Raw genomic sequence first — 24,101 nt, 5'->3', positions numbered from 1 at the left:
CGGCGTCCCCCGACGCGGAAGATCGTCAGTGAACGCAGAGGAGATCGTGATGACCGGCACGGCTACCCGCTACCTCTATCTGGTGCGGCACGGCGAGGCGGAGTCGGAGGAGAGCGGGCTGACGGAAGCCGGCCGTCGGCAGGCCGTGCTGCTCGGCCGCCGCCTGCGCGACATCCCTCTCGCAGCCGTCCACCACGGCCCGCTGCCGCGGGCGGAGCAGACCGCACGTCTGATCGGCGACCAGCTGGAGGACGTCCCCCTGCACGTCTCGGACGTGGCCGGCGACTACGTCCCCTACGTGCCGCCGAGGGAGGAGCTTCCGGCGGAATCCGCGGACCTCTTCCTCCGCTTCCTCGCCACTGCCTCCGAGGAGGAACGGGAGCAGGGACCCGGGCTGGCCCGGCGGGCGCTCGAGCAGTTCACCGGGCCGGTGGACGGCGAAGAGGACCGGCACGAGCTGGTCGTCACCCACAACTTCCTGGTCGCCTGGCTCGTCCGGGACGCCATGGACGCGCCGCACTGGCGCTGGCTCGGTCTCAACCACGCCAACGCCGCGCTCACGGTCATCCGGTACGCGCCCGGCCGACCGGCCTCCGTCCTGGTCTCCAACGACATGCTGCACCTGCCCGCCGAGCTGCGCTGGACCGGCTTTCCCCCCGAGCTGCACGTCTAGGGGGTGTCCGCAAAGTCCCGCCAGGCCTTCCTAGTCGTCCGACGGCAGCACGTCCCCGGCGTCGAGGGATTCGTCCAGGGACTTCATGAGGCGGTCCCGTTCGACCTCGTCGAGCGGCACCGGCCGCACGTCCGCGGCGTCCGTGAGCCGACGGAACCCGCCCCGCCGCTGCAAGCTCCCGCTGACCCGGATCGGCAGTCCGACCAGGTGCGCGTGGCCCGCCACCCGGTACGACTCCTCGTCGAGCACGACCCGGACGTACGGGATCTCCGCCCCGGCCAGGACCCGCAGCCGGACCGTGCCCCCGCCGCCCGGGGCCGACCTCCGCATCCGGACCACCGCTCCCGCCACCCTGACCGGCACCGCGGGTTCGTCCCTCGTGTACCGCGCGGCCGCCTCCCGGAGCACCGGGAGGTCGCCGGGCGAGAACTCCACGGGCTCCGGCCGGGCAGCGCACCCCGCCGGGACGCCCGCCGCCGGGGCCCACGCCAGGGCCACCCGGGCGCCCTCCGAGCCGTGGACCAGCGAGATGAGCGCCTCGGCGAGCTCCCGGCTGACCCCTGCCTCGACCGCGGCGTCGAAGGCTTCCATGCCGCCGGTGGCCCGCTGGTAGTCCACGGCCTCGCGGGCGGCGTGCAGCGCGTGGTGGAGCCGGATCACCGTCCCGCGGCCCCCGTCGACGGGGACGTACGCGGTCAGCCGCCGGCCGCCCGGAGCCGGCCCGACCAGGACCCCGTCCAGCGCCCGCTCCGCCTGGCCGCGGTGCCGGGCTCCGTAGTACCCGGCCCGCGCCCGGTCGGCCAGTGCCCCGGCGAGGAGCAGCTGGCGGGCGGCCGAGCGGAGCTGTTCCTGGACCGTCCAGTCGGCCTCGCCCTGGAGTCCGTACGCCCCTCGCGGGATCTCGCGGTCCCAGCGGATCTCGTCGCTCGGCACGCTGAGCCCGTACAGCACCTCGCGCGCAGAGGGCAGCGCGCTGCGCGAGAGCGCGGTGAGCGCCTCTTCGAGGAGGTCGGCGCAGTCGGGGAAGGCCCGGCTCTCGGGGACGAGGAGGCTGGTGCCGCCGCTGCCCGTGGCGTACGGGGCGGGCGGCGTCCAGCGCCCGTACCGTCCGGCCGCGCCGCCGCGGCGCAGCCAGCCGTGCCGGTGCAGCAGGGCGCCGAGCACGAGCGGATCGACCTGCGCGGGATCGGGGGCTCCCGCGGCGAACTCCGGTGAGGAGAGCGGCTCCAGGTGCGGTGACTGCCAGTTCATCAAGGTGTCCCTCCCGACCCGACCCGGGTCATGATCTCGCAGAGCGCCCGGTCGTCGAAGATCCGCGTGGTCGGGATCCGTACGGTGGTCCGGCGCCGGCCGGTCACGGGGTGCCCGGCGAGATTGGTCCAGTAGCAGCAGTGCCGCAGGTCGAGCCGGTCGTGTCCGGCGCTCAGCCATTGGTCGCGTTCCCGCGGGACGAGCATCACGACGAGGATCTTGTGCACGGCGACCGGGGTGCGGGCCAGCTTCACCAGGTGCTCGTTGTCGAGGGTGAAGCCGAAGGTGGGCCCGGCCGGTCTGGGCGGTATCTGGTAGGTCGCCTTGAGCTGGACCTTGATGGTCACCTCGTCGTCGATGACGTGCTCGGGGGCGCCGTGGCTGACGTGCCAGTCGATGCCGTTGTCGGGAAAGGGCTGGGACAGCGAGCATCCGGCCGCGGCGACGACGGCGTGCAGGTATCCCACCTGAAGGGTTTCCATGCAGGCGGTGGTGGCGAGTGTGCCGCGCAGCGGTCCGCTCCGCGGGTCGGTCCGCGGATCGATCTGCCCCGCGAGCACCCCGCCCGGTTCGGGCTGCGCGAGCGCCATGGCAGGCTCCCCATGCCTTCCGGGCTGTCCCCGTTTTCGAGCGGCCGCGTAGGGGCCGCATCAGGTCCGTGTCAGGGTGTCGGGGTTGACGACCGGTCATGTGTGCGGTCCCCCAGTTGAGTTGTCTCCGCAGTCGGAGTCCCGCAAACGGCGTACGGGGCAAAGAGCCCGGGTATCACCGTTTCGGGCAAGGTGGCGGGGCCTGGGGCGCCGTGCCCGGGTGGGGCCATCTGCCGACGGGTGACGAGGAGTTCGCCATGACACGCTGGTACGAGGGCCCGCTGGCCGCATTCGACACGGAGACGACCGGGGTGGACGTGGAGCAGGACCGGATCGTGTCCGCCGCGCTCATCGTGCAGGAGTGCGCGGGCGGCCGGATCCGCTCGACGCGCTGGCTGGTCAATCCCGGCATCCCGGTACCCCCGGGGGCCACGGAAGTGCACGGTCTGACCGATGAGCACCTCCAGCGCAACGGGCGGTGGCCCGCGCCGGTGGTGGAGGAGATAGCCCGCGCGCTCGGGGAGCAGCAGACGGCGGGGAGGCCGGTGGTGGTGATGAACGCGCCGTTCGATCTGACGCTGCTGGACCGGGAGTTGCGCCGCCACCGGGCGTCCTCGCTGGCCCGGTACCTGGACAACCGGCCGCTGACGGTGCTGGATCCGCGGGTGCTGGACAAGCATCTGGACCGCTACCGCAAGGGGCGCCGGACGCTGACGGACCTGTGCGCGCACTACGGGATAGAGCTGGAGGGGGCCCATGACGCGGGCGCGGACGCGCTGGCGTCCCTGGAGCTCGTACGGGCCGTGGGGCGCAGGTTCGCGGGCCGGCTGGAGCGGCTGACACCGGCGGAGCTGCACACGCTCCAGCAGGTGTGGCACGCGGCGCAGGCGCGGGGACTGCAGGCATGGTTCGCGCGGCAGGGCACACCGGAGTCGGTGGATCCGCACTGGCCGCTGCGGCCGGAGCTGCCCGCGGCGGCGTGAGGGGCCGTGCGCGGGAATCCGTACGCGAAGGGGCCCGTACGTGCGGAAGGCCGGTCCGTCATAAGACGGACCGGCCTGTCCCGGTGGGCGATACTGGGATCGAACCAGTGACCCCTTCGGTGTGAACGAAGTGCTCTCCCGCTGAGCTAATCGCCCGGGAACGGTGTGAACAATACAGAAGGCTCGGGGCTGGTTCAAACCGCTTCGGGCCGGGCCGCCAGATGTGCGGCGAGCCCGCGCCGCCCGGCCCGCATCATCAGGGTGTGGTTGAGGCGGAACACCGGCCGCCCGGGGAACGCGAGAAGGCGCATCAGGGGGCGGCGCACCTCGACCTCCTGCTCGTACAGGGCCCGCGTGCCGCCGGGCCGCGACCGCACGGTCCAGCGGGCCCAGCCCTCCAGGTCGCCGAGCAGGGCGACCTCCAGGATGCCGCGCACGGGGTCCCGCAGGAGCTCGGCCGCGCTCACGCGCAGGGTGTACGGGAGGGCGGAGCGGATGAAGGCGGTGCCGCTGCTCCCGTCGGCGGCGGGGGCGACGGCGCGGATCTGGGGCCACCACAGGGGGTAGGAATCGGGGTGTTCCAGGGCGGCGTAGACGCGGGCGGGTGCGGCGTCGAGGTCCCACACGCTGCGGAAGCGGTAACGGGTCCACCGGTCGGCGGGGTTGGCGGGGGCGGCGCGGCCGGCGGGGCTGGCGCCCCGCGCGGCGCCGGGGCTGCCGATGCGGCTGCTTCGGTCCATGCCTCCAGTCTTGCGCGCGGCGGGTGCCCGCACCCGGTACTCAGCCGGAACTCACCCGGAGATGAGTACGCGCACCCATGTCCTGACGGGGTGACGGGCGCCACACTCCGAACCATGGACAACCCCCTGCCGCCGGCCGAGGAGCTCGTGCTCATCGACCGCGAACTGATCCAACTCGACGCCCGGCGCCACTTCCTGCTGAGTCGCCGTGCGTGGCTGCTGGGCGCCCAGGCCCCCCAGGCGTGGGGTGCGCCGGCCCGGCCGCCGGTGCCCGTGCAGGGAGCGGAGGCCTCGGCGCCCGGCGCGCAGAACGTGCTGCTGGTCCTGGGCGCGGTGCTGCTGGCCGTCGCCGCGCTGGCGTTCACGCTGGTCAGTTGGGGCTCCCTGGGGATCGCCGGGCGCAGCGCGGTGCTCGCCGTGGTGACCGCGGCGGCGCTGGGCGCCCCGGTGGCGCTGCTGCGCCGGGGGCTGCGCTCGACCGCCGAGGCGGTGGGCGCCGTCGGCCTGCTGCTGACGGTGCTGGACGCGTACGCGCTGTACGCCGTCGGCATGCCGGAAGTGGACGGCACGGCGTACGCCGCCGCTGCTGCCGCGGTCCTGGCGGCGGGGTGGGCGGGGTACGGGCGCTCCCTGCCCGCGCTGCGGATCCCGGTCCCCGCGGCGCTGCTGACGGCGCAGCTCCCGCTGCCGCTGGCGGCGCTGGCCGCCGGGGCGGCGGGGCTGGACATGGCCTGGGCTCTGCTGGGGACGGCGGCGCTGGACGCCGCGCTCGCGCTGCTGCGGCCGGGGCGCTGGACCCGCTGGGCGGGTGCGGCGGGCTCGGTGGCGGGCGGGGCCGCGCTGCTGACGGGCCTGGTGGAGTCCGCGGCGGCGGAATCGACGGGCGCGGCGCTGGCGCCTTCGGTACGGCTGGCGGCGGTGGCCGCGCTCGCGCTGGTGGTGGCGTGGCGCGCATCCGGCATGCGGGCCGCCTTCGCCACGGCCGGCGCCCTCGCGGCGGTGGCGGCGCTGGGCGGCCCGGTCCGGCCCGAGCTGAGCCCGTCCTGGGCGGCGGTCGCGTACCTCGTGGTGGCTCTGCCCCTGGTGGGAGCCCTACGGGTCTCCGCGCTCCCGGAGCCGGTCCGGCGCGGCCTCGCCCTGGCCGGTGCGGGGGTGGCCGTCCTGCAGGCGGTGGCCTCCGTGGCGTGGGTGGCGACGGTGCTGGTGGACCGGCTGCGGGTGCTGGAGGAGGTCTGGTCGGTGACGACCCCCGCTCCGGCGACCGCGGACGGCTCGGGGTTCGCGGCGCCGGTGTCGCTGCTGCTGACGGCCGGGGCCGCGTGGTGGCTGGTCCGGGTGCTCCCGGGGCGGCCGGAGCCGGGGGTGGTGGCGGTGGTCCTGGGCTGGGCGGCGCTGTTCACGGCCCCCGTGGTGCTCGAGGCGGCCCCCGGCGCGGTCTTCGCGGCGCAGCTCGCGGTGACGCTGGCGACGGGACTGCTCGCGCTGCGCTCCACGACGACGGCGGGCGCCGACGCCCCCGCGAAGGCCGCCGCGACGGCCGCGGCGGCCGGCGGCAGCCCGACCGGCGGCAGCCCGACGGGAGCCGGGACCGCGCCCGTAGGCGACGGCAACCCCGCGGGCGCCGGAACCGCGGCAGTCGGCGACGGCAGCCTCGCGGGCGCCGGAACCGTGCCCGTCGCCGGGACCGCGCCGGCCGCGCGTCGCGGCCTCGTGGGGGTCGCCGCGGGCGTGTGCGCGCTGGTGGGGGCCCTGAGCGTGTCCGTGGCGGCCCTGGACGGCCGTCTGGCGACCTTCGGGGTGCTCGGCCTGCTGGGGGCCGCCTGCGCGGCGGGAGCGGCGTACCGGCCCGCCCCGGAGTGGGCCCGCGCGGGGGCCGCGGCGCTCGCCGTCGGGTACGCGGCGCTGCTCGCGGTGGCGCTGGGCGCGCTGCTGGAGCGGCCGGTGGCCTGGTGGGCGCCGCCGGTGCTGGTGGTCCCGGCGGCGGTGGCGGCGCTCGGGCCGCGGCTCGGCGTCGTACGGGTCCCGGCCGAGGTCGCGGCGGCCGCCTCGGGCCTCCTCGCGGTGGCCCTGGCCACCGGGGACGCTCCGGTGCTCGCGCTGGTCCTGGCCCTGGCCGGGGTGGTGTGCGCGGCGGCGGCGGTGCGGCCCGAGCGCCGGTCGGCGGCGGGCTGGCCGGCCGGGGTGCTGTTCCTCGCGGCGACCTGGGTACGGCTGGCGGCTTCGGAGGTGACGGTGCCCGAGGCGTACACCCTGCCGGTGACGGCGGCGGCGCTGGCCGTGGGGTTCCTGCGGCGGCGCCGTGATCCGCTGGCCGGGTCCTGGACGGCGTACGGGCCGGGTCTGGCGGCGACCCTGCTGCCGAGCACCCTCGCGGTGTGGGGCGATCCGCACTGGCTGCGGCCGCTGCTGCTGGGGACGGCCGCGCTCGGGGTGACCCTGGCCGGTGCCCGCGGCCGGCTCCGCGCGCCGCTGCTGCTGGGCGGGGCGACGCTGACGGCGGTGGCCCTGCACGAGCTGACCCCGTACGTGATCCAGGTCGTGGACGCGCTGCCGCGCTGGCTGCCGCCGGCCCTGGCGGGGGTGCTGCTGCTGGCGGTGGGGGCCACCTACGAGAAGCGGCTGCGCGACGCCCGCCGACTGCGGGAGGCCATCGGCCGACTGAGGTAGCCCGGCGGGGGCGGAGCCGGGGCCGGACGGGTGAAAAAGCCAGAGGCCCGGAGACTGTGAAAGTCTCCGGGCCTCTGGTCCGGGTGGGCGATACTGGGTTCGAACCAGTGACCCCTTCGGTGTGAACGAAGTGCTCTCCCACTGAGCTAATCGCCCGGACGCACCGCAAACATTACCGCATGTCAGCGGTGCTCTCCGCCATGGTCGGGCGGGCTCACTTCACCTCGTGGTTCCAGGGCAGCTGGAGCCCGTACTTCCACAGGTAGAAGCCGATCAGGACGCCCGCGATCACGAGCCCGACGCTGGTCAGGATGATGTTGCGGCGGCGGACCTTCGGGTCCAGGGCCTTCTGGGCGGCTTCGCTCACCTTGCGCTTGGTCCAGCGCAGGGCGAGGTGGGCCCAGGCGAATTCGGTGGCCCAGATCGCGAGGCCCGCGAAGATCGCCACCCACCCCGGTCCGGGCAGGACCAGCATGGCGATGCCGGCGCCGATGACGGCGAGGCCGACGACGAAGACGCCGACCTGCCAGCTCAGGTGCAGACTCCGGCGGGCCTTGATGAAGGCCGGCGCCTTGGAAACGTGCGGCGCCTCCTCGGCGGCGGATCCCGCTGCGGATGCGGCTGCGGAATCGGTTGTGGATTCGGCTGCGGACTCGTTGGTCTCGCGGTCACTCCCCGTGTTCATGGGGTCGAATCTACCGGAGGTCCCAGCACACGTGAATGGTCGTTTGGATCCGCCGTCCGAGGGACCCAGAGGTCCGCAAAACGGTCAGAGGGGTTTACAACGGCACCGTAGGTGGCATGTCGATTTCGCCGACGTGCGAATCCCCGAGCGCACACTGAGCGAAAGGCCCTGGCGCTTATGAACACCACGGTCAGCTGCGAGCTGCACCTGCGCCTCGTTGTGTCGAGCGAGTCCTCACTGCCTGTTCCCGCGGGCCTGCGGTATGACACGGCCGACCCCTACGCCGTGCACGCCACCTTCCACACCGGCGCCGAGGAGACGGTCGAATGGGTATTCGCCCGCGACCTCCTCGCCGAGGGCCTTCACCGGCCCACCGGTACCGGCGACGTCCGTGTCTGGCCGTCCCGCAGTCACGGTCAGGGGGTCGTCTGCATCGCCCTGAGCTCACCGGAGGGAGAAGCACTGCTCGAAGCACCCGCCCGAGCACTGGAGTCGTTCCTCAAGCGGACGGACGCCGCGGTCCCACCCGGGACCGAACACCGGCACTTCGACCTCGACAAGGAGCTCTCCCACATCCTGGCCGAATCCTGAGCCAGGCCTACAGAGGGAACCCTCCCCCGGCTGAGCCCGGGGGCCGTACGACACCGTCCGACTCGGGGCGACGGTGCACGGCGGACAACCACATACGGAAGTACCGGCGCTGTTCATGCGGAAGCCACCCGCGTGGACGGCGCCGGTGCGCTTTGGGGTGACCCGCTAGAGTCGGCCACCAGCGGCGGCAGCAGCCCGTCACCGCAGGCCCGGCCCTTGAGGGAGACCCCGTGCAGATCCCCCACGACACCCGTCGCGCGCTCGACGTCGTCGTCGCGCTGGTGAACACCTCGGTCGAGACCGAGCAGCCCGACGGGCTGGCCGACGTGAACGCGCTGCGCGGCTTCGTCCACGAGTACGCGATCAGCGACGTCGGCGAGCTCAGCGCCCGCGATCTCGCCGGCGTGCGCACGGTGCGCGGCAAGTTCGCCCAGATCTTCGCGGCGCCCACCTCGCGCGCGGCCTCCGTGCTGATCAACGAGCTGGTCGCGACGGCAGGCACCACCCCGCAGCTGACCAACCACGACGGCTACGACTGGCACGTGCACTACTTCGCCCCGGGCGCCTCGGTGGGCGACCACCTGGCGGCCGACGGCGGCATGGCGCTGGCCTTCATCGTGGTCTCGGGCGAGCAGGAGCGGCTGCGCCGCTGCGAGGCCCCGGACTGCCGGCGGGCCTTCGTCGACCTGTCCCGCAACCGCTCCCGGCGCTACTGCGACAGCCGTACCTGCGGGAACCGGCTGCACGTGGCGGCGTACCGGGCCCGGCGCAAGTCGGAGCTGGGCGCGGAGCCGGGCTCAGAGCAGGAAGAGATCGTGCACGGCGGCGAGCAGCAGCAAGCCGCCGATCACGCCTAGGAAGATCATCAAGGGCGGCTGGGAGAGCGCGAAGAGGCAGCCTCTCGGCTCCTCGGCGACGGGAATGGTGGCCTGCGCGGGAACGGCGGGCTCACCCGATGAAGTGTCGGGCATGTCGGGGCGATGATGGCCCAGCGGGCCCCCGCGCGCCCCTCAACACGCCAGACGGAACGCGCGAGTTCACCGGATCCCGTCAGATCAGGTGGTTCCCGTCCCGGATCGCCGCGCGGACCCGAGGCCCGGGCCCACCCGCGGACCGGGGCCGTGCGGCCGGGGGTGACGGAGTCGGCCGGGTCAGATGCCGTGCTTCTTCAAGATCGCCTCGATGTCGGAGAAGTCCTCGGCGGGAGCGGCGGCCGGGGCGGGCCGCGAGCGGGCACCGTCGCCCAGCGAGGGCGCGGAGGCTGCCGGGGCGACGGCCTCCTGTGCCGGGCGGCCCTTGGCGGCCTTCGGCTGCTTCTGCCTTCCCTCCCCCGCGCCCGCTCCGCGCCGTTCTATCGCGCGGGTGGTCACGAAGAGGAGCCAGGCCAGCCCCAGCACGGCGAACCCGGCCCAGACGGTGGGCTTGAAGACGATCCCGGTCGCCCAGGCCACGACGCCCGTCATCACCAGGCCGACGGGCACCAGCGAGTACGCCGCGATCCGCGTGGCCGCGAGGAATCGCTTGCGGTAGGCGGTCAGCGCGGCGATGCCCAGGCCCGCCGCGGACACCGCGGAGCAAATGGTCTCGGCGAGCATGCGGGGCCTCCAGGGGCGGGACGGCCTCAGCGGCCGCGGCGGACCCGGCCGGCGGGCCGGGCGTTCTGTCCCCATCCATCCTGCACCGGAGACCCTCGCCCTGGCCACGGCCGGAGCCCCCCGCGGGCGGATCTCCGGGACATCTCCGGGTCCCGCCTCCTCCCGAGGTCCCGGTCCCGGCTCATCCCCGGGGACTGGGAGACTGTCCGCATGACCGATTCCGTGATCCTCGACGTCTGGTGCGAACTTCAGTGCCCGGACTGCCACAGCGCCCTGGACGACGTGCGCGCCCTGCGGGCCCGCTACGGCGACCGGCTGGACATCCGGCTGCGCCACTTCCCGCTGGAGAAGCACAAGCACGCCTTCGCCGCCGCGCAGGCCGCGGAGGAGGCCGCCGAGCAGGGGCAGGGCTGGCCCTACGTGGAGGCCGTCCTCGCCCGCACCGCGGAGCTCGCCAAGTCCGGCGAATCGGTACTGGTCGAGGTCGCGCGTGAACTGGGCCTGGACGCCGATGAGTTCGACACCGCCCTGATCGACGGCCGGCACATCCTGATCGTGGACGCCGACCAGGCCGAGGGCAAGGCGATCGGCGTGACCGGCACCCCGACGTACGTGATCGACGGGCAGCGCCTCGACGGCGGCAAGAGCCAGGAGGGCCTGCGCGAGCGCATCGAGGAAATCGCCGACCGGCTGCTCGGCGCCGCCTAGGCCATCTCCGCCATCTCGGCCGTCTCCGCCATCCCCGCCGTCTCGGCCTAGACGAGATCCTTGGCGTAGTTGAAGTTGGTCGTCCGGTAGCCGAGGGACTCGTAGAGCCGCAGGGCCGGGACGTTGTCCGTGAAGACGTGCAGGGCGAGCACCCGGTGGCCGGCGGCGAGGGCGGTGCCCTCCGCGAGGAGCATCAGGTCCCGGCCGTGCCCGCGGCCCCGGTGCTCCTCGGCGACCGCGACGTCGTAGACGTACGAGTCCCCGCCGTTCGGCGCGACCCATACGGTGCCCACGGGGACACCGGCCGCCTCCAGCACGGAGAAGCTGACGCCCGGGCTGGCCAGGCCCAGCGGGAGCATGGACGCGTGGTCGTTCACCGACTTCGCCCGTGCGGCCTCGGCCGGCATGCCGCGGCTGACCCAGTCCTGCGCGTAGCTCTCCAGCGCCGCCGCGTGCCAGCTTTCGAACTCGGCCTCCGTCATCGGGCGCCCGGCCACCCCCTCGGACAGGGCGGGCGGCCCGGCCGGGAGCTCCTTGGCCATGTTGCGGCTGTACTCGGCGTACCCGAGGGAGCCGGCCAGCCGCAGCCCGCCCTCCGAGCCGGCCGGGACCGAGACGCGGATCCGCCGGCAGCCCCAGCCGCGCAGCACTTCCTCGGCGGCGAGCGCGGCGACCGTGGCACGGCCGCGCCGCCGGTCGGGCTCCTCGACGGCGAGGTCGCGGATCTCGGCGACCGTCGGCCCGAAGGGGGTGTCCGCGGCGAGCAGCAGGGCGCCGACGCGCCTGCTGTTGACGCGGATCTCGTACGGGCGCGAGCGCGCCCCGCCGGTGCTCTGCTGAAGCGGCCCGCTCGGCCGCAGGGTGGTGGTCATCAGTACGAGTTCTACCCGCCCTGCGGCCCGAAGCACAGCAGATATGTCCGGCCTCCGGTCAGGAGCGGGGGTCGGCGTCCTCGGCGGAGCGGGCGTCGAAGATCCGCATGGCCTCGGCCGTGACGGGGCCGGGGGTGATGCCCAGCTCGCGCCCGTCGATCCGTACGACGGCCTGGACGTCGCGCAGGGAAGAGGTCAGGAAGACCTCCTCCGCCTGCTCCAGCGCTTCGAAGGGCAGGTCGGTCTCCTTGGCCCCGCACCATTCGGTGACGAGCGCCCGGGTGATGCCCGCGAGGCAGCCGGAGGCCACGGGCGGGGTGTGCAGCTGCCCGTCGAGGACGACGAACACGTTGGAGCCGGTGCCCTCGCAGAGCCGCCCGACGGTATTGGCGAAGAGGGCCTCGGAGGCGCCGGCCCGGTGGGCGGCGGCGAGCGCGACCACGTTCTCGGCGTACGAGGTGGTCTTCAGGCCCACCACGGCGGAGCGCTCGTTGCGCACCCAGGGCACGGTGACCACGGCGGTGGTGTCGGGGCGGCGCGTGGCCCCGGCCAGCGCGACGATCAGCGTCGGGCCGGCGTCGCCGCGGTCGGAGCCGAGCGGGGAGACGCCCCCGGTGTAGGTGACGCGCAGCCGGCCGAGCGGGACCGGGTTGGCCTCCAGTACGGCGGCGCAGGCGCGGCGCACCTCGTCCAGGTCCGGGTCCGGCAGGCCGAGCCCCCGGGCGGAGCGGGTCAGCCGCTCCAGGTGTCGGGTGAGCCCGAAGGTCGTGCCGTGCTCCGCCTTGAGCGTCTCGAAGACCCCGTCGCCGACGGTGAGGCCGTGGTCGAACACGGACACCTTCGCTTCGTCGGCGTCCCGCAGTGTTCCGTCGAGCCAGATCCTCACCGTACGGTTCTCCCTCTTTCGTCGGTCCGTGCTTCCGTCGTGCCCGTCGTGCCGCCCGCACCGGTGGGACCGGCTGCGTGCGCCTCGACGGCTCCCGACGCTACCCGCAGCAGCCGGGCGGCCTTCAGCTCGGTCTCCGCCCACTCGCGGTCCGGGTCGGAGCCCCAGGTGATCCCGGCACCGGTGCCGAAGAGCAGCCGGGGGCCGCCGGGGGCCGTGCGGTCGATCCAGAAGGTCCGGATGCCGACGGCGAGCTCGGCCGTGCCCCGGTCGGCGTCGACCCAGCCGATGCCTCCGCAGTAGGGGCCGCGCGGGGCGGTCTCCAGGGCCTCGATGATCCGCAGGGCAGAGGATTTGGGGGCTCCGGTGACGGAGCCGGGCGGGAAGGTCGCGGCGAGCAGCTCGGGCCATCCGGCGCCCTCGGCGAGCTCCCCGGCGACGGTGGAGACGAGGTGGACGAGGCCCGGGTGCTCTTCGAGCGCGCACAGCTCCGGGACGGTCACGGAGCCCGTGGCGCAGACCCGGCCGAGGTCGTTGCGTACGAGGTCCACGATCATCACGTTCTCGGCGTGGTCCTTGGGCAGCAGATCGGCGGCGGTGCGGCCGGTGCCCTTGATCGGGCCGGACTCGACGCGCCGGCCGGTGCGGCGCAGGTAGAGCTCGGGGGACGCGGTGGCGATCTCGACGCCGTGGGCCGGCAGCCGAACCGTTCCTGCGTACGGGGCCGGGTTGCCGCGGGCGAGCAGCGCGGTCAGGGCGTCCACATCGGCGCCCGCCGGATCGGGGAGCGGCGCGGACATCACGCGGCAGAGGTTGGCCTGGTAGACCTCCCCCGCCTCGATGTGCTCGCGGATGCGGCGTACGCCGGCGGTGTACTCGGCGCGGTCGAGGGAGGAACTCCACTCGTCGGCGTCGGGGCCGCGCCAGGCCCCGGAGACGGGGGTGGGCACCGGGTCGGGGCGTATGTCCCCGAAGCGCGCACAGACGAGACGGCCCTCGAAATCGGCCGTCACCGCCCAGAAGCCGGTGGAGTCGAGGGCACCAGGATCACTGGTGACATCTCGGAGGTCGGTCGCGAGAAGGCCGCCGAAGCGGGCGAGGGGAGGCAGGTCGTGCACGGCTGCGAGTCTATGACCGGTGACGCCCGGGCGCCGGTGAGGCGTCCGCCGGGTGACCGGCGGTGATCGGGCGGCAGCACGCTGCGGAAACGCGTTTTTGAGCTGGCCCGGGAATCCGCTAGAGTTCAACACGTCGCCAGGGAGCGAAGGGGGAAAACCCCGGAGCGAACACGGTGACCTGCGGACGTAGCTCAGTTGGTAGAGCACCACCTTGCCAAGGTGGATGTCGCGAGTTCGAGTCTCGTCGTCCGCTCTAAGGTGGGGGATCATCTTCCCGAGGACCCCCTGCTTGCTCCATGGTGGAGTGGCCGAGAGGCGAGGCAACGGCCTGCAAAGCCGTCTACACGGGTTCAAATCCCGTCTCCACCTCCAAGGACGATTAGCTCAGCGGGAGAGCGCTTCCCTGACACGGAAGAGGTCACTGGTTCAATCCCAGTATCGTCCACTGGTCCGCAAGGATCCCCGCGCGATTAGCTCAGCGGGAGAGCGCTTCCCTGACACGGAAGAGGTCACTGGTTCAATCCCAGTATCGCGCACGCAGTATGCTTCACACTTGCCACCTGCGGTGCTCGCACCGTGAACGTGGTCCCGCGCGATTAGCTCAGCGGGAGAGCGCTTCCCTGACACGGAAGAGGTCACTGGTTCAATCCCAGTATCGCGCACCAGATATCCGGAAGCCCCGGCCGTTCCCACGGCCGGGGCTTTCGCGCGTGCGGGCTGCGGTGCCCCGCGGGGCCCGGGTCCCCGGCGGGGAGGACGGGTGGGCACCGGGTCGGTTCCGGGCCCCACCCCGCCCCCTCGGACTCAGGAGGAGAAGAGCATCCGGCCGAAGCCGCCCTTGCGGTGACCGTGGCCGTGGCCGTGACCGTAGCCGCCGTGCTGCGGGGCACCCCAGGCGGGCGCGGGGGCCGCGTGCTGCTGCGGGTACGCGACGGGGGCGGGCGCCGGCGGGGCGGCCGGGGGCGGGACCTGGCCGTACTGGGCGGTGTACTGGGACTCCAGGCGGGTCAGCGCCTCCAGCTCGCCGTAGTCGAGGAAGATGCCCCGGCAGCCGCTGCACTGCTCGATCTGGACACCGTTGCGGTTGTACGTGTGCATCATCGCGTGACACTTCGGACACTGCATGACCGGATCAACTCCTCGCCGTTCGCGTCGACACCGGATGCGTACCCGGTGCCGTGAGGCTCACCCTACGACGGAGGCTTCGGCTCCAAGTCGGGCGGGAGGGAGGCAATTCGGGCACAGGCCTCCACCATCAGCCGCTCCACGTCGTCGAGTCGGCGCCGCTCGCGGGCGGCCTTGGTGAGGGCCAGTGCGGCCGTCTGCACGGTGAGCGCGCGGGCCGCGAGGTCGAGTTCCGGCCAGGGGTCGCTGCCGGGCGGACCGGCCGCCGGGCCGCCCGCGGCGCGGTAGGCGTCGAGGAAGCGCAGCCAGGTCCCGGTGTCCAGCAGTCCGGCGGCGTACCAGGCCGCGGGCCGGGCGAGGTCCCAGGCGGGCGTGCCGAGTCCCAGGTCGTCCACGTCGATCAGCCGCCAGCCCCCGGCCGGGCCCCGGACCAGCTGCCCGAGGTGCAGATCGCCGTGGCAGAGCGCCCCGCCCGACGGCGCCGGACCCTCCCCCCGGGCCCACCCGGGGAGCGTGGCCGCGGCGGCCCGTACGAGCCGCGCCAACTCCGGGGCGTCGGCATCCGTCCCCGCCTGCCCGGCCTGGACCGCCTGCCCGGCGGGGATGGACAGAACGGCCCGACGGGCTCGGTCGGCACGGCCGGAGGACGCCCCGGCGAGCGCGGCAGCGGCCTCGGCACGGGGCGAGGTGTCGCCGGAGGGGCCTTCCCCGGCCGGGCGTCCCGGACGGGCGCCGCTCGGGCCGACGGCTTCCCCACCCGCGGGCGCAGGCATGGGCGCGGCGCGCCCCGCCGCGACCGGGGCCTCGGGCGGGTGCGCCGCGGCGAGGCGGTGGAGGGCACGGGCCAGTTTCGCCGGGCCGCGCATCGGGGGGAGCGGGTACGGGAGGTGGTGGAGCGGGGTCCGGTGGAGGGCGGCCAGGAGCTCGGCGGCGGGCTCCCAGGGGGCCTCCTCGGGGCGGTCCGGAGCGACCGGAGCTCCGTAGGGCCACAAGGAGACGGGCCGGGAGCCGACCAGGCCGAGCCCGGTACGCAGCGGGGGCAACAGGACTCCGGCCAGCGCGGGGTCCCCGGCCACGCGGATCCGTACCGCCAGGGCGTCGGGATCGCTGTCGCCCGCGTGCGCCTTGGCCACGACGTCCCCGCACCGGACCACGGTGCCGTCGTCCCGGTCCGCGAGGAGCACGTACTCCACCGCACCCGCGTACGCGGCGAGCTCGGCCGCGCTCACTCGCTCCAGCGGAACCACGCCTCGGCTCTCCCCGTGCTCCGCACCCCGGCGGGTGCTCCTCGGGACGAGCGTACGCAGCGCCGGGCCGGGCGGCAGCGGCGGCACCGCCGTCCGGGCACCAGCCGGACCGAGTCCGGCACAGGGACCCGAAGCCCGGGAAACGCGCCGGCGCCGCCGGGCGGGCGGGCGCGGCACCGTCCGACGGAGCCCGGCGACCCGAAGGGCGGAATCGCGCCCGCGCGGAGCAGCGCGAGGGGCGCGTAGAGGAGGTGTGCGCGGGCATGAAAAAGGGTGCTGCGCGTCCGGCTCCCCAGCCGTACGCGCAGCACCCTTCACCTGCCGTCCGTCGACCGCTCCCCCGTCCCCACGGGGTTCGGTCGGTGACAGTCCCGGCCCAGGCCGCTCTCCTGGGCCCGGGGCGCCGCTCAGCGCCCCAGCATCACGCTTACGGACGACGCCTGCGCCGCCACCTGGTCGAAGCCTCCGAAGAGGAAGAGCAGGACGGCGGCCAGGGGGAGCACCATGGCCGCGGCCACCAGTGGATGGCGACGACCGGACTCATGGCTGTTGAACGCGAATGCCTTGCGTCCCTGCCGTGCGATGTCCGCCATGGTCCTCTCCCTGTCGTTTGGCAGCGGCGGGTTCATGACCTCGGGGGACGAGTGACTCCACCCGCCGCTTGTCTTCAACACTAGGCGCGGGAAAGGCTCCTGGCCTCATGCCTTCGTACCCATTGCCTGGCCTCCAGGAGGATGAGGAGCCCACCCCGCGCGTACTCCCCTGGGTGGAGACCCGCCCCCCGGTCTGAGGGTCATCCCGGAGGGGATGACCGGAGCGTAGTGACTTCGCTCACTTCCGTCACTCACCGCACACGTCCAGCCTCCGACCAGGTGGTCCCAAGATCAACCGGACGGGTCCGGTCCGACCGTCGGCCACCGCTCCCCCGCCACCCCGTACCAAACCCCAATTCCCTTGAGTCCGGCTCGGCTTGACCGAACGGCCCCGCTCCGCACATGCGTCCTACCGGTGGTCCCGCGCATCCCCAAGTGGACTGCCCCGTACTGACAATCGAATCCCCCGGCGAGGGCGCGGCCTCTGAGCGCGCATGCCGGATGGTCCGTAAGCTGTGCCACGTCAACAGGACGACCGGTCAGCGGGGTGGACATGGCGATGATGCGGCTCCGGCGCGAGGACCCGCGTGTCGTCGGCTCGTTCAGGCTGCACCGGCGCCTCGGCGCCGGCGGCATGGGCGTCGTCTATCTGGGCTCCGACCGGCGCGGACAGCGCGTCGCGCTCAAGGTGATCCGGCCGGACCTGGCCGAGGACCAGGAGTTCCGTTCGCGCTTCGCGCGCGAGGTCTCCGCCGCCCGGCGGATCCGCGGCGGGTGCACCGCGCGCCTGGTCGCCGCGGACCTGGACGCGGAGCGCCCCTGGTTCGCCACGCAGTACGTGCCCGGCCCCTCCCTGCACGACAAGGTGGCCGAGGAAGGCCCCCTGACGGCCGCGGCCATCGCCGCCATCGGCGCCGCGCTCTCCGAGGGACTGGTCGCCGTACACGAGGCCGGGGTGGTCCACCGCGACCTCAAGCCCTCGAACATCCTGCTGTCGCCCAAGGGCCCGCGCATCATCGACTTCGGGATCGCCTGGGCCACCGGGGCCAGCACCCTCACGCACGTGGGAACGGCCGTGGGCTCCCCCGGCTTCCTGGCTCCCGAGCAGGTGCGCGGCGCCGCCGTCACCCCCGCCACGGACGTCTTCTCCCTCGGCGCCACCCTCGCCTACGCGGCCACCGCCGACTCGCCCTTCGGACACGGCAGTTCCGAGGTCATGCTGTACCGGGTGGTGCACGAGGAGCCCCACCTCCAGGGCGTTCCCGACGCGCTCGCGCCCCTCGTACGGGCCTGCCTGGCGAAGGACCCCGACGAACGGCCGACCACGCTCCAGCTGTCGATGCGGCTCAAGGAGATCGCGGCCCGCGAGGCGCACGGGATGGGCGACATCCGCCCGCCCGCGCAGCGTGCGCGGACCGAGCGGCCGACGGGACGGCTGCCCGAGGGCTACCTCGAGGACGTCGAGGGGTACGCCGACCAGCGCACGGAGCGCCGCAGCGCCGGCACTCCCCTCCCGGGACGTCCGGGTACGGGAACCGGAGCGGGTCAGGGGAAGGCGCAGACCAAGGGTCAGGGACCGCGCGGCGGGCCGGACTCGCGGCCCTCCTCGGCCCGGAGCACCGGCTCGCGGGGACCCGGCTCCACCGCCGGGCGTACGGGCGGCCGCCCGGCTCCCCGTACGACGGGCACCGGGCGGCGGCCGTCCCGGCCGGACCCCAAGCTGATGCGCCAGCGCCTCATCGTCTTCGTCGTGGTGACGTTGCTCGTGGCGCTGGGCATCGCGCTGGCCCAGAAGCTCTAGGACGCGTCCGGACCCTACGGACGACCGCTGGCCACCGCGTAGAAGGCGACGGCCGCGGCCGCGCCCACGTTCAGCGAGTCCACCCCGGCCGCCATGGGGATCCGTACCCACTCGTCGGCGGCGACCAGCGCCTGGGTCGACAGCCCGTCCCCCTCCGCGCCCAGCATCAGCGCGACCCGCTCCAGGGTCTGCGGGGCGGCCTCGTCGATCGGCGAGGCCTTCTGGTGCGGGGTGAGGGCCAGCAGCTTGAAGCCGGCCTCGCGGACCGAGTCCAGGCCCTTGGGCCAGGCGTCCAGCCGGGCGTACGGGACGGAGAACACCGCGCCCATGGAGACCTTGACGGAGCGTCGGTAGAGCGGGTCCGCGCAGTCGGGCGAGAGCAGGACCGCGTCCATGCCGAGGGCGGCCGCGCTGCGGAAGATGGCGCCGATGTTGGTGTGGTCGTTCACCGCTTCCATGATGACCACGCGCCGGGTGGTGGCGAGCAGTTCCTCGGCCGTGGGCAGCGGCTTGCGCTGCATGGAGGCGAGGGCACCGCGGTGCACGTGGTAGCCGGTGACGCGCTCGGCGAGCTCCGGGCTGACGGCGTAGACCGGAGCCGGGAGCTCGTCGATGACGTCGCGCATGACGTCGACCCACTTCGCGGAGAGCAGCATCGAGCGCATCTCGTACCCGGCGTCCTTGGCGCGTCTGATCACCTTCTCGCCTTCGGCGATGAAGAGACCTTCCGCGGGCTCGCGCCTGCGCCGGAGTTCTACGTCGGTCAGGCCCGTGTAATCGCGCAGGCGCGGGTCGTCGGGGTCCTCGACGGTGATGAGATCAGCCACAGGGTGATACTGCCTTGTCCTGGGTGCGGTGCCAACGGCTCTGCCGGGTTGCGGGATTGCGGGGACGTCACTCGGCTTCGGGCCGGTGCACCTTCACCACGTCGCCGATCACGATGACGGCGGGCGGCCGCACGTCCTGGGCGAGGACGGTCTCGCCGACCGTGGCCAGGGTGGCGTCCACCCGGCGCTGGGAGGCGGTGGTGCCCTCCTGGATGACGGCGACGGCGGTGTCGGCGGGGCGGCCGTGGCGGACCAGCGCCTCGGCGATCAGGCCGATCTTGTCGACGCCCATGAGGATGACCAGGGTGCCGGTGAGCTTGGCCAGCGAGGCCCAGTCCACCAGCGAGCGCGGGTCGTCGGGGCCGACGTGGCCGCTGACCACGGTGAACTCGTGGGCCACGCCCCGGTGGGTGACCGGGATGCCGGCCGCGGAGGGCACCGAGATGGAGCTGGAGATGCCGGGCACGACGGTGCAGGGGATGCCGGCCTCGGCGAGGGCCTGGAGCTCCTCCATGCCGCGGCCGAACACGTACGGGTCCCCGCCCTTGAGCCGGACCACGGCCTTGCCGGCCTTGGCGTGGGTGATGAGGGCGTCGTTGATGGCCTCCTGGGCCATGAAACGGCCGTACGGGATCTTCGCGGCGTCGATGACCTCGACGTGCGGCGGGAGCTCGTCCAGGAGGTCACGGGGGCCGAGCCGGTCCGCGATGACCACGTCGGCCTCGGCGAGGAGGCGCCGGCCGCGGACCGTGATCAGGTCCGGGTCGCCGGGCCCGCCGCCGACGAGGGCCACGCCCGGGGTGTGCGGGCGGGCGGCGGTCAGGGAGCCGTCCCGCAGCCCCTCGACGACCGCGTCGCGGACGGCGGCGGAGCGGCGGGGGTCGTTGCCGCTCAGTACGGCGACGGTGACGCCCTCCACCCGGCCGGTGGCCGGGGTCCAGGCGCTCGCGGCCTCGGCGTCGTCCGCGCGGACGCACCAGATCCGCTCGCGCTCCGCCTCGGCGGAGGCGGCGTCGTTGGCGGCACGGTCCCGGGTGGCCACGAGGGCGTACCAGGCGCCGGCCAGGTCGCCGTCCTCGTAGCGGCGGCGCTCCCAACGGATCTCACCGGTCTCCGCCATGGCGTCCACGGAGGGGGTCGCGGAGGGCGAGATCAGGACGATGTCGGCGCCGGCCGCGATGAGCGCGGGCAGCCGGCGCTGGGCGACCTGGCCACCGCCGATCACGACGACGCGGCGGCCCGTGAGACGGAGTCCGACGGGGTAGGCGGGGTGTGCCGGGTGTCCCATGGCGGTTACGGCTCCTGATGCGGCGGTGAGGGCGGGCCGCTGCGTCGCTGGAGCGGCTGATCGGGCGGTGACGTGCGGTGGCCCGTCCGGGGTCCACGATACGACCCACCTGCGCAGTGGTCGCCTCGGGGGCCATTGCCCGGCCCCGCGAATCCCGGCTCTGGCCCGGGCCAGGGGGCTCCCGCCCCATGATCCCCGGCCCCCACGCGGGCTTCGCCCAGGGCTGGCTGCGGGGCCGACGCGGCCCGACCGGCCCTGCGGGGCTTCCCCACCCCGCCCCTTCCCGAAACCGGGGCTCCGCCCCGGACCCCTTCGGGGGCTCCGCCCCCGGACCCCCGCTCCTCAAACGCCGGAGGGGCTGGATTGTGCCGGAGGGGCTGGATTGGTGGCCGGTGACGGGGACGGGGTGGGGTGTCGTCCGGGACGTAAAACGTGATGCGTTGGCGCGGAAGAAGGCCGATCATGACGCAGCGCGCACAGGGCGCCATAAATCATGAGTCCCGGACGACACCCCACCCCATCCCCGGCACCGGCCCCGCAGCCCCCGCTACTTCTCCGTGACACCCGCCGAGTCGAACGTGGCCACCTCGTGCATCGCCCGCGCAGCGCTCTGCACCAGCGGCAGCGCCAGCAGCGCCCCCGTACCCTCGCCGAGGCGCAGGTCCAGGTCGACGAGCGGGCGCAGCCCGAGCTTGTTCAGGGCGGCCACGTGGCCCGGCTCCGCGCTGCGGTGTCCCGCGATGCACGCGGACAGCGACTCCGGAGCGATCGCACGGGCCACCAGCGCGGCCGCACCGGCGCTGACGCCGTCCAGGATCACCGGGGTCCGCAGGGAAGCTCCACCGAGGAGGAGACCCACGATCGCCGCGTGCTCCAGGCCGCCGATGGCCGCCAGGACGCCGATCGGGTCCGCCGGGTCCGGCTGGTGGAGTTCCAGGGCGCGGCGCACGACCTCGACCTTGCGGGCGTGCGTCTCGTCGTTGATGCCGGTGCCCCGCCCGGTGACCTCGCCCGGGTCCACCCCGGTGAAGACCGAGATCAGCGCCGCCGACACCGTGGTGTTGGCGATGCCCATCTCGCCCGTCAGAAGGGCCTTGTTCCCCGCCGCGACCAGGTCGCGGGCCGTCTCGATGCCCACCTCGATGGCCGCGACGGCCTCCTCGCGGGTCATCGCCGGCCCGACCGACAGGTCGGCCGTGCCCGCGCGGACCTTGCGCGGGAGCAGCCCCGGCGTGGCCGGGAGGTCGCCGGCGACGCCGACGTCGATCACGCAGACCTCGGCGCCCACCTGGTTGGCGAACGCGTTGCACACCGCGCCGCCGCCCAGGAAGTTGGCCACCATCTGCGTGGTGACCTCCTGGGGCCACGGGGTGACCCCCTGGGCGTGCACGCCGTGGTCACCCGCGAAGATCGCGACCGCGGCGGGCTCCGGGATCGGCGGCGGGCAGACCCGCGAGAGGCCGGACAGCTGGGCCGAGATGATTTCGAGCATGCCCAGGGCCCCGGCGGGCTTGGTCATGCGCTTCTGCCGCTCCCAGGCCTCGCCGAGCGCCTTCGCGTCGAGCGGGCGGATGCTGGCGACCGTCTCGGAGAGCAGGTCGTGCGGCTCCTCGCCGGGCAGCGCGCGGCGCCCGTACGTCTCCTCGTGCACGACCCAGGAGAGCGGACGGCGCTGCGACCAGCCGGCCTGCGCGAGCTCGGGCTCGTCGGGGAACTCGTCCACGTACCCGATGCACAGGTACGCGACGACCTCCAGGTGCTCCGGCAGGCCGAGCTCGCGGACCATCTCGCGCTCGTCGAAGAAGCTGACCCAGCCGACGCCCAGACCCTCGGCGCGCGCGGCGAGCCAGAGGTTCTCCACGGCGAGGGCCGAGGAGTACGGGGCCATCTGCGGCTGGGTGTGCCGGCCCAGGGTGTGGCGGCCGCCCCGGGTGGGGTCGGCGGTGACCACGATGTTCACCGGGGTGTCGAGGATGGCCTCGATCTTGATTTCCTTGAACTGCTTGGCGCGGCCCTTGGGCAGCGACTTCGCGTAGGCCTCGCGCTGGCGCTCCGCGAGCTCGTGCATGGTCCGGCGGGTCTCGGCGGACTTGATGACGACGAAGTCCCACGGCTGGGAGTGGCCGACGCTGGGCGCCGTGTGGGCCGCCTCCAGGACGCGCAGCAGCACCTCGTGCGGGATGGGGTCCCGGCGGAAGCCCTTGCGGATGTCACGGCGCTCGCGCATGACGCGCAGGACGGCCTCGCGCTCGGCGTCGGCGTATCCGGGGGCCGCCTCGGTGACCGGGGCCTCGGGCTCGGCTTCCGGCTCGGGCTGCGGTTCGCTTCCGGCCTCGGGAGCCTCGGGGGCCTCGGCCTCCAGCGGTACGTCGGCCTGCGCGACGGCGGCCGGCTCGGGCTCGGAGGCCACGACGACGGGCTCGGCCAGGGGCTCCGGCTCCTCGGCCCGAACCACCGTTTCTGCGGGCTGCGGCTCGGACTCCGGCTCCACGACCGGCTCGGGCGCGGGCTCGACGGCGGCCGGGGCCTCGGGGGCCGCGACGGGCTCGGGCTCCGGTACGACGGCGGCCTCGGGCTCGACGGCGACGACGGGCTCGGCGACGGCCTCCGGCGCGGGCTCCACGACCACCGGCTCGGCGACGGCCACGGCAGCGGGCACGGGCACCGGCTCCGCCGCGGGCACGGACCCGGACTCCTGTACGAGGCCCGGCTCGGGCTCCGCGAAGGCGACGGGCGCCGCACCGCTCTCGGCGACGGGCTCGGCCACGGGCTCGCCGACGGGCTGGGCCTCGTGCTGGGCCACGGGCTCGACGGCGGACGCGGACACGGACGCAGACGCGGACTCCGCCGCGGCTTCCGGAGCCGGCTCCGCGGTCCACGGCGTCCCGGCCTGCACCGGGATCTCGACCGGCTGCTGCGCCGGGTTCGGTACCTGCTCGGCCCCGGCCTGCGCGAAGTCGAAGTACTCGGGCCCCGTGGTGGGCGGCCCGGACTGGCGCATCGGGATGGCCATCGCCGGGGTGCTCAGGGCCGGGCCCACGGGCTCGGGGGCGGCGGGGGAAGAGGGCACGGAGGCGACCGGGACGGCAATGGGCGCGGCCGGCGCCGGGGCCTGCAGGGGGGCCTGCGCGGGCGCCGCGGCCGGGCCCCGGTCCGCGAGGGACCGTACGACTCCGCCGGTGGCCTCGGGCACGGGCGGGCCCATGTGCAGCGGCCGCCGCACCGGGGCCGCGGCGACGGGCGCCACCGGGGGCTGGGGCTGGGACATGGCCTGCGGGGTCACGAGGCCGCCGAGGTCGAGCGCGCCGGAATCCCGGCCGCCGGCCTCGTGCGCACCGGCGCCGTAGGAGGCGTCGGCGTAGGGGGCGTCGGCGAAGGACGGCTGCGGCTGCTCCGCGAACGACTGCCCGTCGAAGGACTGCTGCGGGTAGCCGGCGGTCTCGTAGCCGAGCGGCGCCTCGGGGACCGGGAGCCCGCCCGGGTGGGGCTGCTGGTACTCCGGGGCACCCGCGAAGTCGGCGTAGGGGCCGTCCGCGTACGGGGCGTCCGCGTACGCGGAGGGCTCGGGGAACTCGGGGAAGGCGGGCACCGGCGGGACGACCTGGGGGTCGCTCCACGCGCCCTGGCTGCTCGGCATCAGCAGCAGTTCCTCGTCCTCCGGCTCGGCCGGGTTGTCCACGAGGTCCTGGAAGGCGTAGCTCCCGGTCGCCGGGGAAGACGCGGGAACCGGGGGAACCGGGGCGGGGACGCCCTGCTGATCCACCATGCCCGTGCTGTCCGGGAGACCCTCGCCCGGAACCTGGCCGGTGTCAGTCATGCGTACCCCTCGCCCATCGGTGTTGCCTCTTCGACTGCCCGGTC

The 24,101-nt window shown here is 74.4% G+C and carries 22 protein-coding genes and 7 tRNA genes; 12 read left to right on the top strand and 17 right to left on the bottom strand.

The window, feature by feature from the left end; all coding sequences use genetic code 11:
• Nucleotides 1-49 precede the first annotated feature (49 nt).
• Nucleotides 50-673, top strand: coding sequence for a histidine phosphatase family protein (locus ACFRU2_RS21990; RefSeq protein WP_382974513.1), 624 nt, complete (start codon nt 50-52; stop codon nt 671-673).
• A gap of 30 nt (nt 674-703) precedes the next feature.
• On the opposite strand, the gene ACFRU2_RS21985 is transcribed toward ACFRU2_RS21990, so the two are convergent.
• Nucleotides 704-1,924: a hypothetical protein gene (locus ACFRU2_RS21985; RefSeq protein ID WP_250744701.1), complete on the bottom strand. Its 1,221-nt coding sequence runs from the start codon at nt 1,922-1,924 to the stop codon at nt 704-706.
• Nucleotides 1,924-2,514, bottom strand: coding sequence for a DUF4365 domain-containing protein (locus ACFRU2_RS21980; RefSeq protein ID WP_382974510.1), 591 nt, complete (start codon nt 2,512-2,514; stop codon nt 1,924-1,926). Before ACFRU2_RS21980 ends, ACFRU2_RS21985 begins: the two co-directional genes overlap by 1 nt.
• 257 nt (nt 2,515-2,771) lie before the next feature.
• Here ACFRU2_RS21980 and ACFRU2_RS21975 point away from each other — a divergent pair, with 257 nt between their 5' ends.
• The gene (locus tag ACFRU2_RS21975) at nt 2,772-3,497 is read left to right on the top strand and encodes a 3'-5' exonuclease (protein ID WP_382974507.1); all 726 of its coding nucleotides are present in this window, start codon (nt 2,772-2,774) and stop codon (nt 3,495-3,497) included.
• An 84-nt stretch (nt 3,498-3,581) separates the two neighbouring features.
• On the opposite strand, the gene ACFRU2_RS21970 is transcribed toward ACFRU2_RS21975, so the two are convergent.
• Together ACFRU2_RS21970 and ACFRU2_RS21965 are read right to left on the bottom strand one after the other, a co-directional pair.
• Nucleotides 3,582-3,653: transfer RNA gene (locus ACFRU2_RS21970), tRNA-Val, on the bottom strand.
• 38 nt (nt 3,654-3,691) lie between these two features.
• Nucleotides 3,692-4,237 carry an SRPBCC family protein gene (locus tag ACFRU2_RS21965; protein ID WP_382974504.1) on the bottom strand — a complete coding sequence of 182 codons (546 nt, stop codon included), beginning with the start codon at nt 4,235-4,237 and terminating at the stop codon, nt 3,692-3,694.
• Nucleotides 4,238-4,351: 114 nt separating this feature from the next.
• Here ACFRU2_RS21965 and ACFRU2_RS21960 point away from each other — a divergent pair, with 114 nt between their 5' ends.
• Complete coding sequence (locus ACFRU2_RS21960) at nt 4,352-6,904, top strand: SCO7613 C-terminal domain-containing membrane protein (RefSeq protein WP_382974501.1); 2,553 nt, start codon at nt 4,352-4,354, stop codon at nt 6,902-6,904.
• Nucleotides 6,905-6,988: 84 nt separating this feature from the next.
• On the opposite strand, the gene ACFRU2_RS21955 is transcribed toward ACFRU2_RS21960, so the two are convergent.
• Both ACFRU2_RS21955 and ACFRU2_RS21950 read right to left on the bottom strand, forming a co-directional pair.
• Nucleotides 6,989-7,060: transfer RNA gene (locus tag ACFRU2_RS21955), tRNA-Val, on the bottom strand.
• A gap of 58 nt (nt 7,061-7,118) precedes the next feature.
• Nucleotides 7,119-7,589, bottom strand: a complete 471-nt coding sequence (locus tag ACFRU2_RS21950; protein ID WP_382974499.1) for a TIGR02611 family protein — start codon at nt 7,587-7,589, stop codon at nt 7,119-7,121.
• A gap of 177 nt (nt 7,590-7,766) precedes the next feature.
• On the opposite strand from ACFRU2_RS21950, the gene ACFRU2_RS21945 reads away from it, so the two are divergent.
• Together ACFRU2_RS21945 and ACFRU2_RS21940 are read left to right on the top strand one after the other, a co-directional pair.
• Entirely contained in the window at nt 7,767-8,180 is a 414-nt protein-coding gene (locus ACFRU2_RS21945; RefSeq protein ID WP_030011909.1) for an SsgA family sporulation/cell division regulator, read from the top strand.
• 230 nt (nt 8,181-8,410) lie between these two features.
• Complete coding sequence (locus ACFRU2_RS21940; protein WP_382974496.1) at nt 8,411-9,037, top strand: CGNR zinc finger domain-containing protein; 627 nt, start codon at nt 8,411-8,413, stop codon at nt 9,035-9,037.
• Here the strand turns inward: ACFRU2_RS21940 and ACFRU2_RS21935 are convergent.
• Complete coding sequence (locus tag ACFRU2_RS21935) at nt 8,978-9,151, bottom strand: hypothetical protein (protein WP_382974493.1); 174 nt, start codon at nt 9,149-9,151, stop codon at nt 8,978-8,980. The two genes, ACFRU2_RS21940 and ACFRU2_RS21935, sit on opposite strands and share 60 nt — an antisense overlap.
• A 180-nt stretch (nt 9,152-9,331) precedes the next feature.
• Nucleotides 9,332-9,775, bottom strand: coding sequence for a hypothetical protein (locus ACFRU2_RS21930; protein ID WP_382974490.1), 444 nt, complete (start codon nt 9,773-9,775; stop codon nt 9,332-9,334).
• Nucleotides 9,776-9,985: 210 nt separating this feature from the next.
• On the opposite strand from ACFRU2_RS21930, the gene ACFRU2_RS21925 reads away from it, so the two are divergent.
• The gene (locus tag ACFRU2_RS21925) at nt 9,986-10,483 is read left to right on the top strand and encodes a DsbA family protein (RefSeq protein ID WP_382974487.1); all 498 of its coding nucleotides are present in this window, start codon (nt 9,986-9,988) and stop codon (nt 10,481-10,483) included.
• A 47-nt stretch (nt 10,484-10,530) separates the two neighbouring features.
• Here the strand turns inward: ACFRU2_RS21925 and ACFRU2_RS21920 are convergent, their stop codons facing one another.
• From ACFRU2_RS21920 to ACFRU2_RS21910, 3 genes are read right to left on the bottom strand one after another with little or no spacing between them, the layout of a single operon-like run.
• Nucleotides 10,531-11,355, bottom strand: a complete 825-nt coding sequence (locus ACFRU2_RS21920) for a GNAT family N-acetyltransferase (protein WP_382974485.1) — start codon at nt 11,353-11,355, stop codon at nt 10,531-10,533.
• A 58-nt stretch (nt 11,356-11,413) separates the two neighbouring features.
• Nucleotides 11,414-12,241: an aminotransferase class IV gene (locus tag ACFRU2_RS21915; RefSeq protein ID WP_382974482.1), complete on the bottom strand. Its 828-nt coding sequence runs from the start codon at nt 12,239-12,241 to the stop codon at nt 11,414-11,416.
• On the bottom strand, nt 12,238-13,359 hold the full coding sequence (locus tag ACFRU2_RS21910) for a chorismate-binding protein (RefSeq protein ID WP_382974479.1): 1,122 nt from the start codon (nt 13,357-13,359) through the stop codon (nt 12,238-12,240). Before ACFRU2_RS21910 ends, ACFRU2_RS21915 begins: the two co-directional genes overlap by 4 nt.
• Nucleotides 13,360-13,539: 180 nt before the next feature.
• Between ACFRU2_RS21910 and ACFRU2_RS21905 the strand changes: the two genes are divergently transcribed.
• The 5 genes from ACFRU2_RS21905 to ACFRU2_RS21885 all read left to right on the top strand — a co-directional run bounded on the left by ACFRU2_RS21905 (nt 13,540) and on the right by ACFRU2_RS21885 (nt 14,024).
• A tRNA-Gly gene (locus ACFRU2_RS21905) sits at nt 13,540-13,612 on the top strand.
• A gap of 45 nt (nt 13,613-13,657) precedes the next feature.
• Nucleotides 13,658-13,731 (top strand) — tRNA-Cys (locus ACFRU2_RS21900).
• 1 nt (nt 13,732) lies between these two features.
• Nucleotides 13,733-13,804 (top strand) — tRNA-Val (locus ACFRU2_RS21895).
• 19 nt (nt 13,805-13,823) lie between these two features.
• Nucleotides 13,824-13,895 (top strand) — tRNA-Val (locus tag ACFRU2_RS21890).
• Between the two features lie 54 nt (nt 13,896-13,949).
• Nucleotides 13,950-14,024 (top strand) — tRNA-Val (locus tag ACFRU2_RS21885).
• Nucleotides 14,025-14,163: 139 nt separating this feature from the next.
• On the opposite strand, the gene ACFRU2_RS21880 is transcribed toward ACFRU2_RS21885, so the two are convergent.
• The 3 genes from ACFRU2_RS21880 to ACFRU2_RS21870 form a co-directional block, all read right to left on the bottom strand.
• Nucleotides 14,164-14,484 (bottom strand): zf-TFIIB domain-containing protein, encoded by a 321-nt coding sequence (locus ACFRU2_RS21880; protein ID WP_382974478.1) that lies wholly within the window; start codon nt 14,482-14,484, stop codon nt 14,164-14,166.
• Nucleotides 14,485-14,549: 65 nt separating this feature from the next.
• Nucleotides 14,550-15,713, bottom strand: a complete 1,164-nt coding sequence (locus tag ACFRU2_RS21875) for a phosphotransferase family protein (RefSeq protein WP_382974475.1) — start codon at nt 15,711-15,713, stop codon at nt 14,550-14,552.
• Between the two features lie 425 nt (nt 15,714-16,138).
• Nucleotides 16,139-16,324: a hypothetical protein gene (locus tag ACFRU2_RS21870; RefSeq protein ID WP_382757518.1), complete on the bottom strand. Its 186-nt coding sequence runs from the start codon at nt 16,322-16,324 to the stop codon at nt 16,139-16,141.
• A 553-nt stretch (nt 16,325-16,877) separates the two neighbouring features.
• On the opposite strand from ACFRU2_RS21870, the gene ACFRU2_RS21865 reads away from it, so the two are divergent.
• Nucleotides 16,878-18,125 carry a serine/threonine-protein kinase gene (locus tag ACFRU2_RS21865; RefSeq protein ID WP_382974472.1) on the top strand — a complete coding sequence of 416 codons (1,248 nt, stop codon included), beginning with the start codon at nt 16,878-16,880 and terminating at the stop codon, nt 18,123-18,125.
• A 14-nt stretch (nt 18,126-18,139) separates the two neighbouring features.
• Here ACFRU2_RS21865 and ACFRU2_RS21860 read toward each other — a convergent pair whose 3' ends face one another.
• From ACFRU2_RS21860 to cobT, 3 genes are all read right to left on the bottom strand, one after another.
• Nucleotides 18,140-18,952, bottom strand: a complete 813-nt coding sequence (locus tag ACFRU2_RS21860) for an RNA methyltransferase (protein WP_250744686.1) — start codon at nt 18,950-18,952, stop codon at nt 18,140-18,142.
• A gap of 67 nt (nt 18,953-19,019) precedes the next feature.
• The gene (gene cobA, locus ACFRU2_RS21855; RefSeq protein ID WP_382974469.1) at nt 19,020-20,240 is read right to left on the bottom strand and encodes a uroporphyrinogen-III C-methyltransferase; all 1,221 of its coding nucleotides are present in this window, start codon (nt 20,238-20,240) and stop codon (nt 19,020-19,022) included.
• 547 nt (nt 20,241-20,787) lie between these two features.
• Nucleotides 20,788-24,057: a nicotinate-nucleotide--dimethylbenzimidazole phosphoribosyltransferase gene (gene cobT, locus ACFRU2_RS21850; RefSeq protein WP_382974467.1), complete on the bottom strand. Its 3,270-nt coding sequence runs from the start codon at nt 24,055-24,057 to the stop codon at nt 20,788-20,790.
• Nucleotides 24,058-24,101 lie beyond the last annotated feature (44 nt).

Source organism: Streptomyces sp. NPDC056883, from assembly GCF_042788835.1.
GTDB lineage: Bacteria > Actinomycetota > Actinomycetes > Streptomycetales > Streptomycetaceae > Streptomyces > Streptomyces stoeckheimensis.
Note: the sequence above shows the minus strand (reverse complement) of the source record. Positions and strands in the feature narration are given on the sequence as shown.

Excerpts from the sequence above, each read along its gene's own strand:
- ACFRU2_RS21925 (WP_382974487.1), top strand. The coding sequence starts at position 9,986 with ATGACCGATTCCGTGATCCTCGACGTCTGGTGCGAACTTCAGTGCCCG.
- ACFRU2_RS21920 (WP_382974485.1), bottom strand. The coding sequence starts at position 11,355 with ATGACCACCACCCTGCGGCCGAGCGGGCCGCTTCAGCAGAGCACCGGC.
- ACFRU2_RS21985 (WP_250744701.1), bottom strand. The coding sequence starts at position 1,924 with ATGAACTGGCAGTCACCGCACCTGGAGCCGCTCTCCTCACCGGAGTTC.
- ACFRU2_RS21945 (WP_030011909.1), top strand. The coding sequence starts at position 7,767 with ATGAACACCACGGTCAGCTGCGAGCTGCACCTGCGCCTCGTTGTGTCG.
- ACFRU2_RS21960 (WP_382974501.1), top strand. The coding sequence starts at position 4,352 with ATGGACAACCCCCTGCCGCCGGCCGAGGAGCTCGTGCTCATCGACCGC.
- ACFRU2_RS21930 (WP_382974490.1), bottom strand. The coding sequence starts at position 9,775 with ATGCTCGCCGAGACCATTTGCTCCGCGGTGTCCGCGGCGGGCCTGGGC.
- ACFRU2_RS21950 (WP_382974499.1), bottom strand. The coding sequence starts at position 7,589 with ATGAACACGGGGAGTGACCGCGAGACCAACGAGTCCGCAGCCGAATCC.
- ACFRU2_RS21975 (WP_382974507.1), top strand. The coding sequence starts at position 2,772 with ATGACACGCTGGTACGAGGGCCCGCTGGCCGCATTCGACACGGAGACG.
- cobA (WP_382974469.1), bottom strand. The coding sequence starts at position 20,240 with ATGGGACACCCGGCACACCCCGCCTACCCCGTCGGACTCCGTCTCACG.
- ACFRU2_RS21880 (WP_382974478.1), bottom strand. The coding sequence starts at position 14,484 with ATGCAGTGTCCGAAGTGTCACGCGATGATGCACACGTACAACCGCAAC.
- ACFRU2_RS21980 (WP_382974510.1), bottom strand. The coding sequence starts at position 2,514 with ATGGCGCTCGCGCAGCCCGAACCGGGCGGGGTGCTCGCGGGGCAGATC.
- ACFRU2_RS21990 (WP_382974513.1), top strand. The coding sequence starts at position 50 with ATGACCGGCACGGCTACCCGCTACCTCTATCTGGTGCGGCACGGCGAG.
- ACFRU2_RS21965 (WP_382974504.1), bottom strand. The coding sequence starts at position 4,237 with ATGGACCGAAGCAGCCGCATCGGCAGCCCCGGCGCCGCGCGGGGCGCC.
- ACFRU2_RS21870 (WP_382757518.1), bottom strand. The coding sequence starts at position 16,324 with ATGGCGGACATCGCACGGCAGGGACGCAAGGCATTCGCGTTCAACAGC.
- cobT (WP_382974467.1), bottom strand. The coding sequence starts at position 24,057 with ATGACTGACACCGGCCAGGTTCCGGGCGAGGGTCTCCCGGACAGCACG.
- ACFRU2_RS21865 (WP_382974472.1), top strand. The coding sequence starts at position 16,878 with ATGGCGATGATGCGGCTCCGGCGCGAGGACCCGCGTGTCGTCGGCTCG.
- ACFRU2_RS21935 (WP_382974493.1), bottom strand. The coding sequence starts at position 9,151 with ATGCCCGACACTTCATCGGGTGAGCCCGCCGTTCCCGCGCAGGCCACC.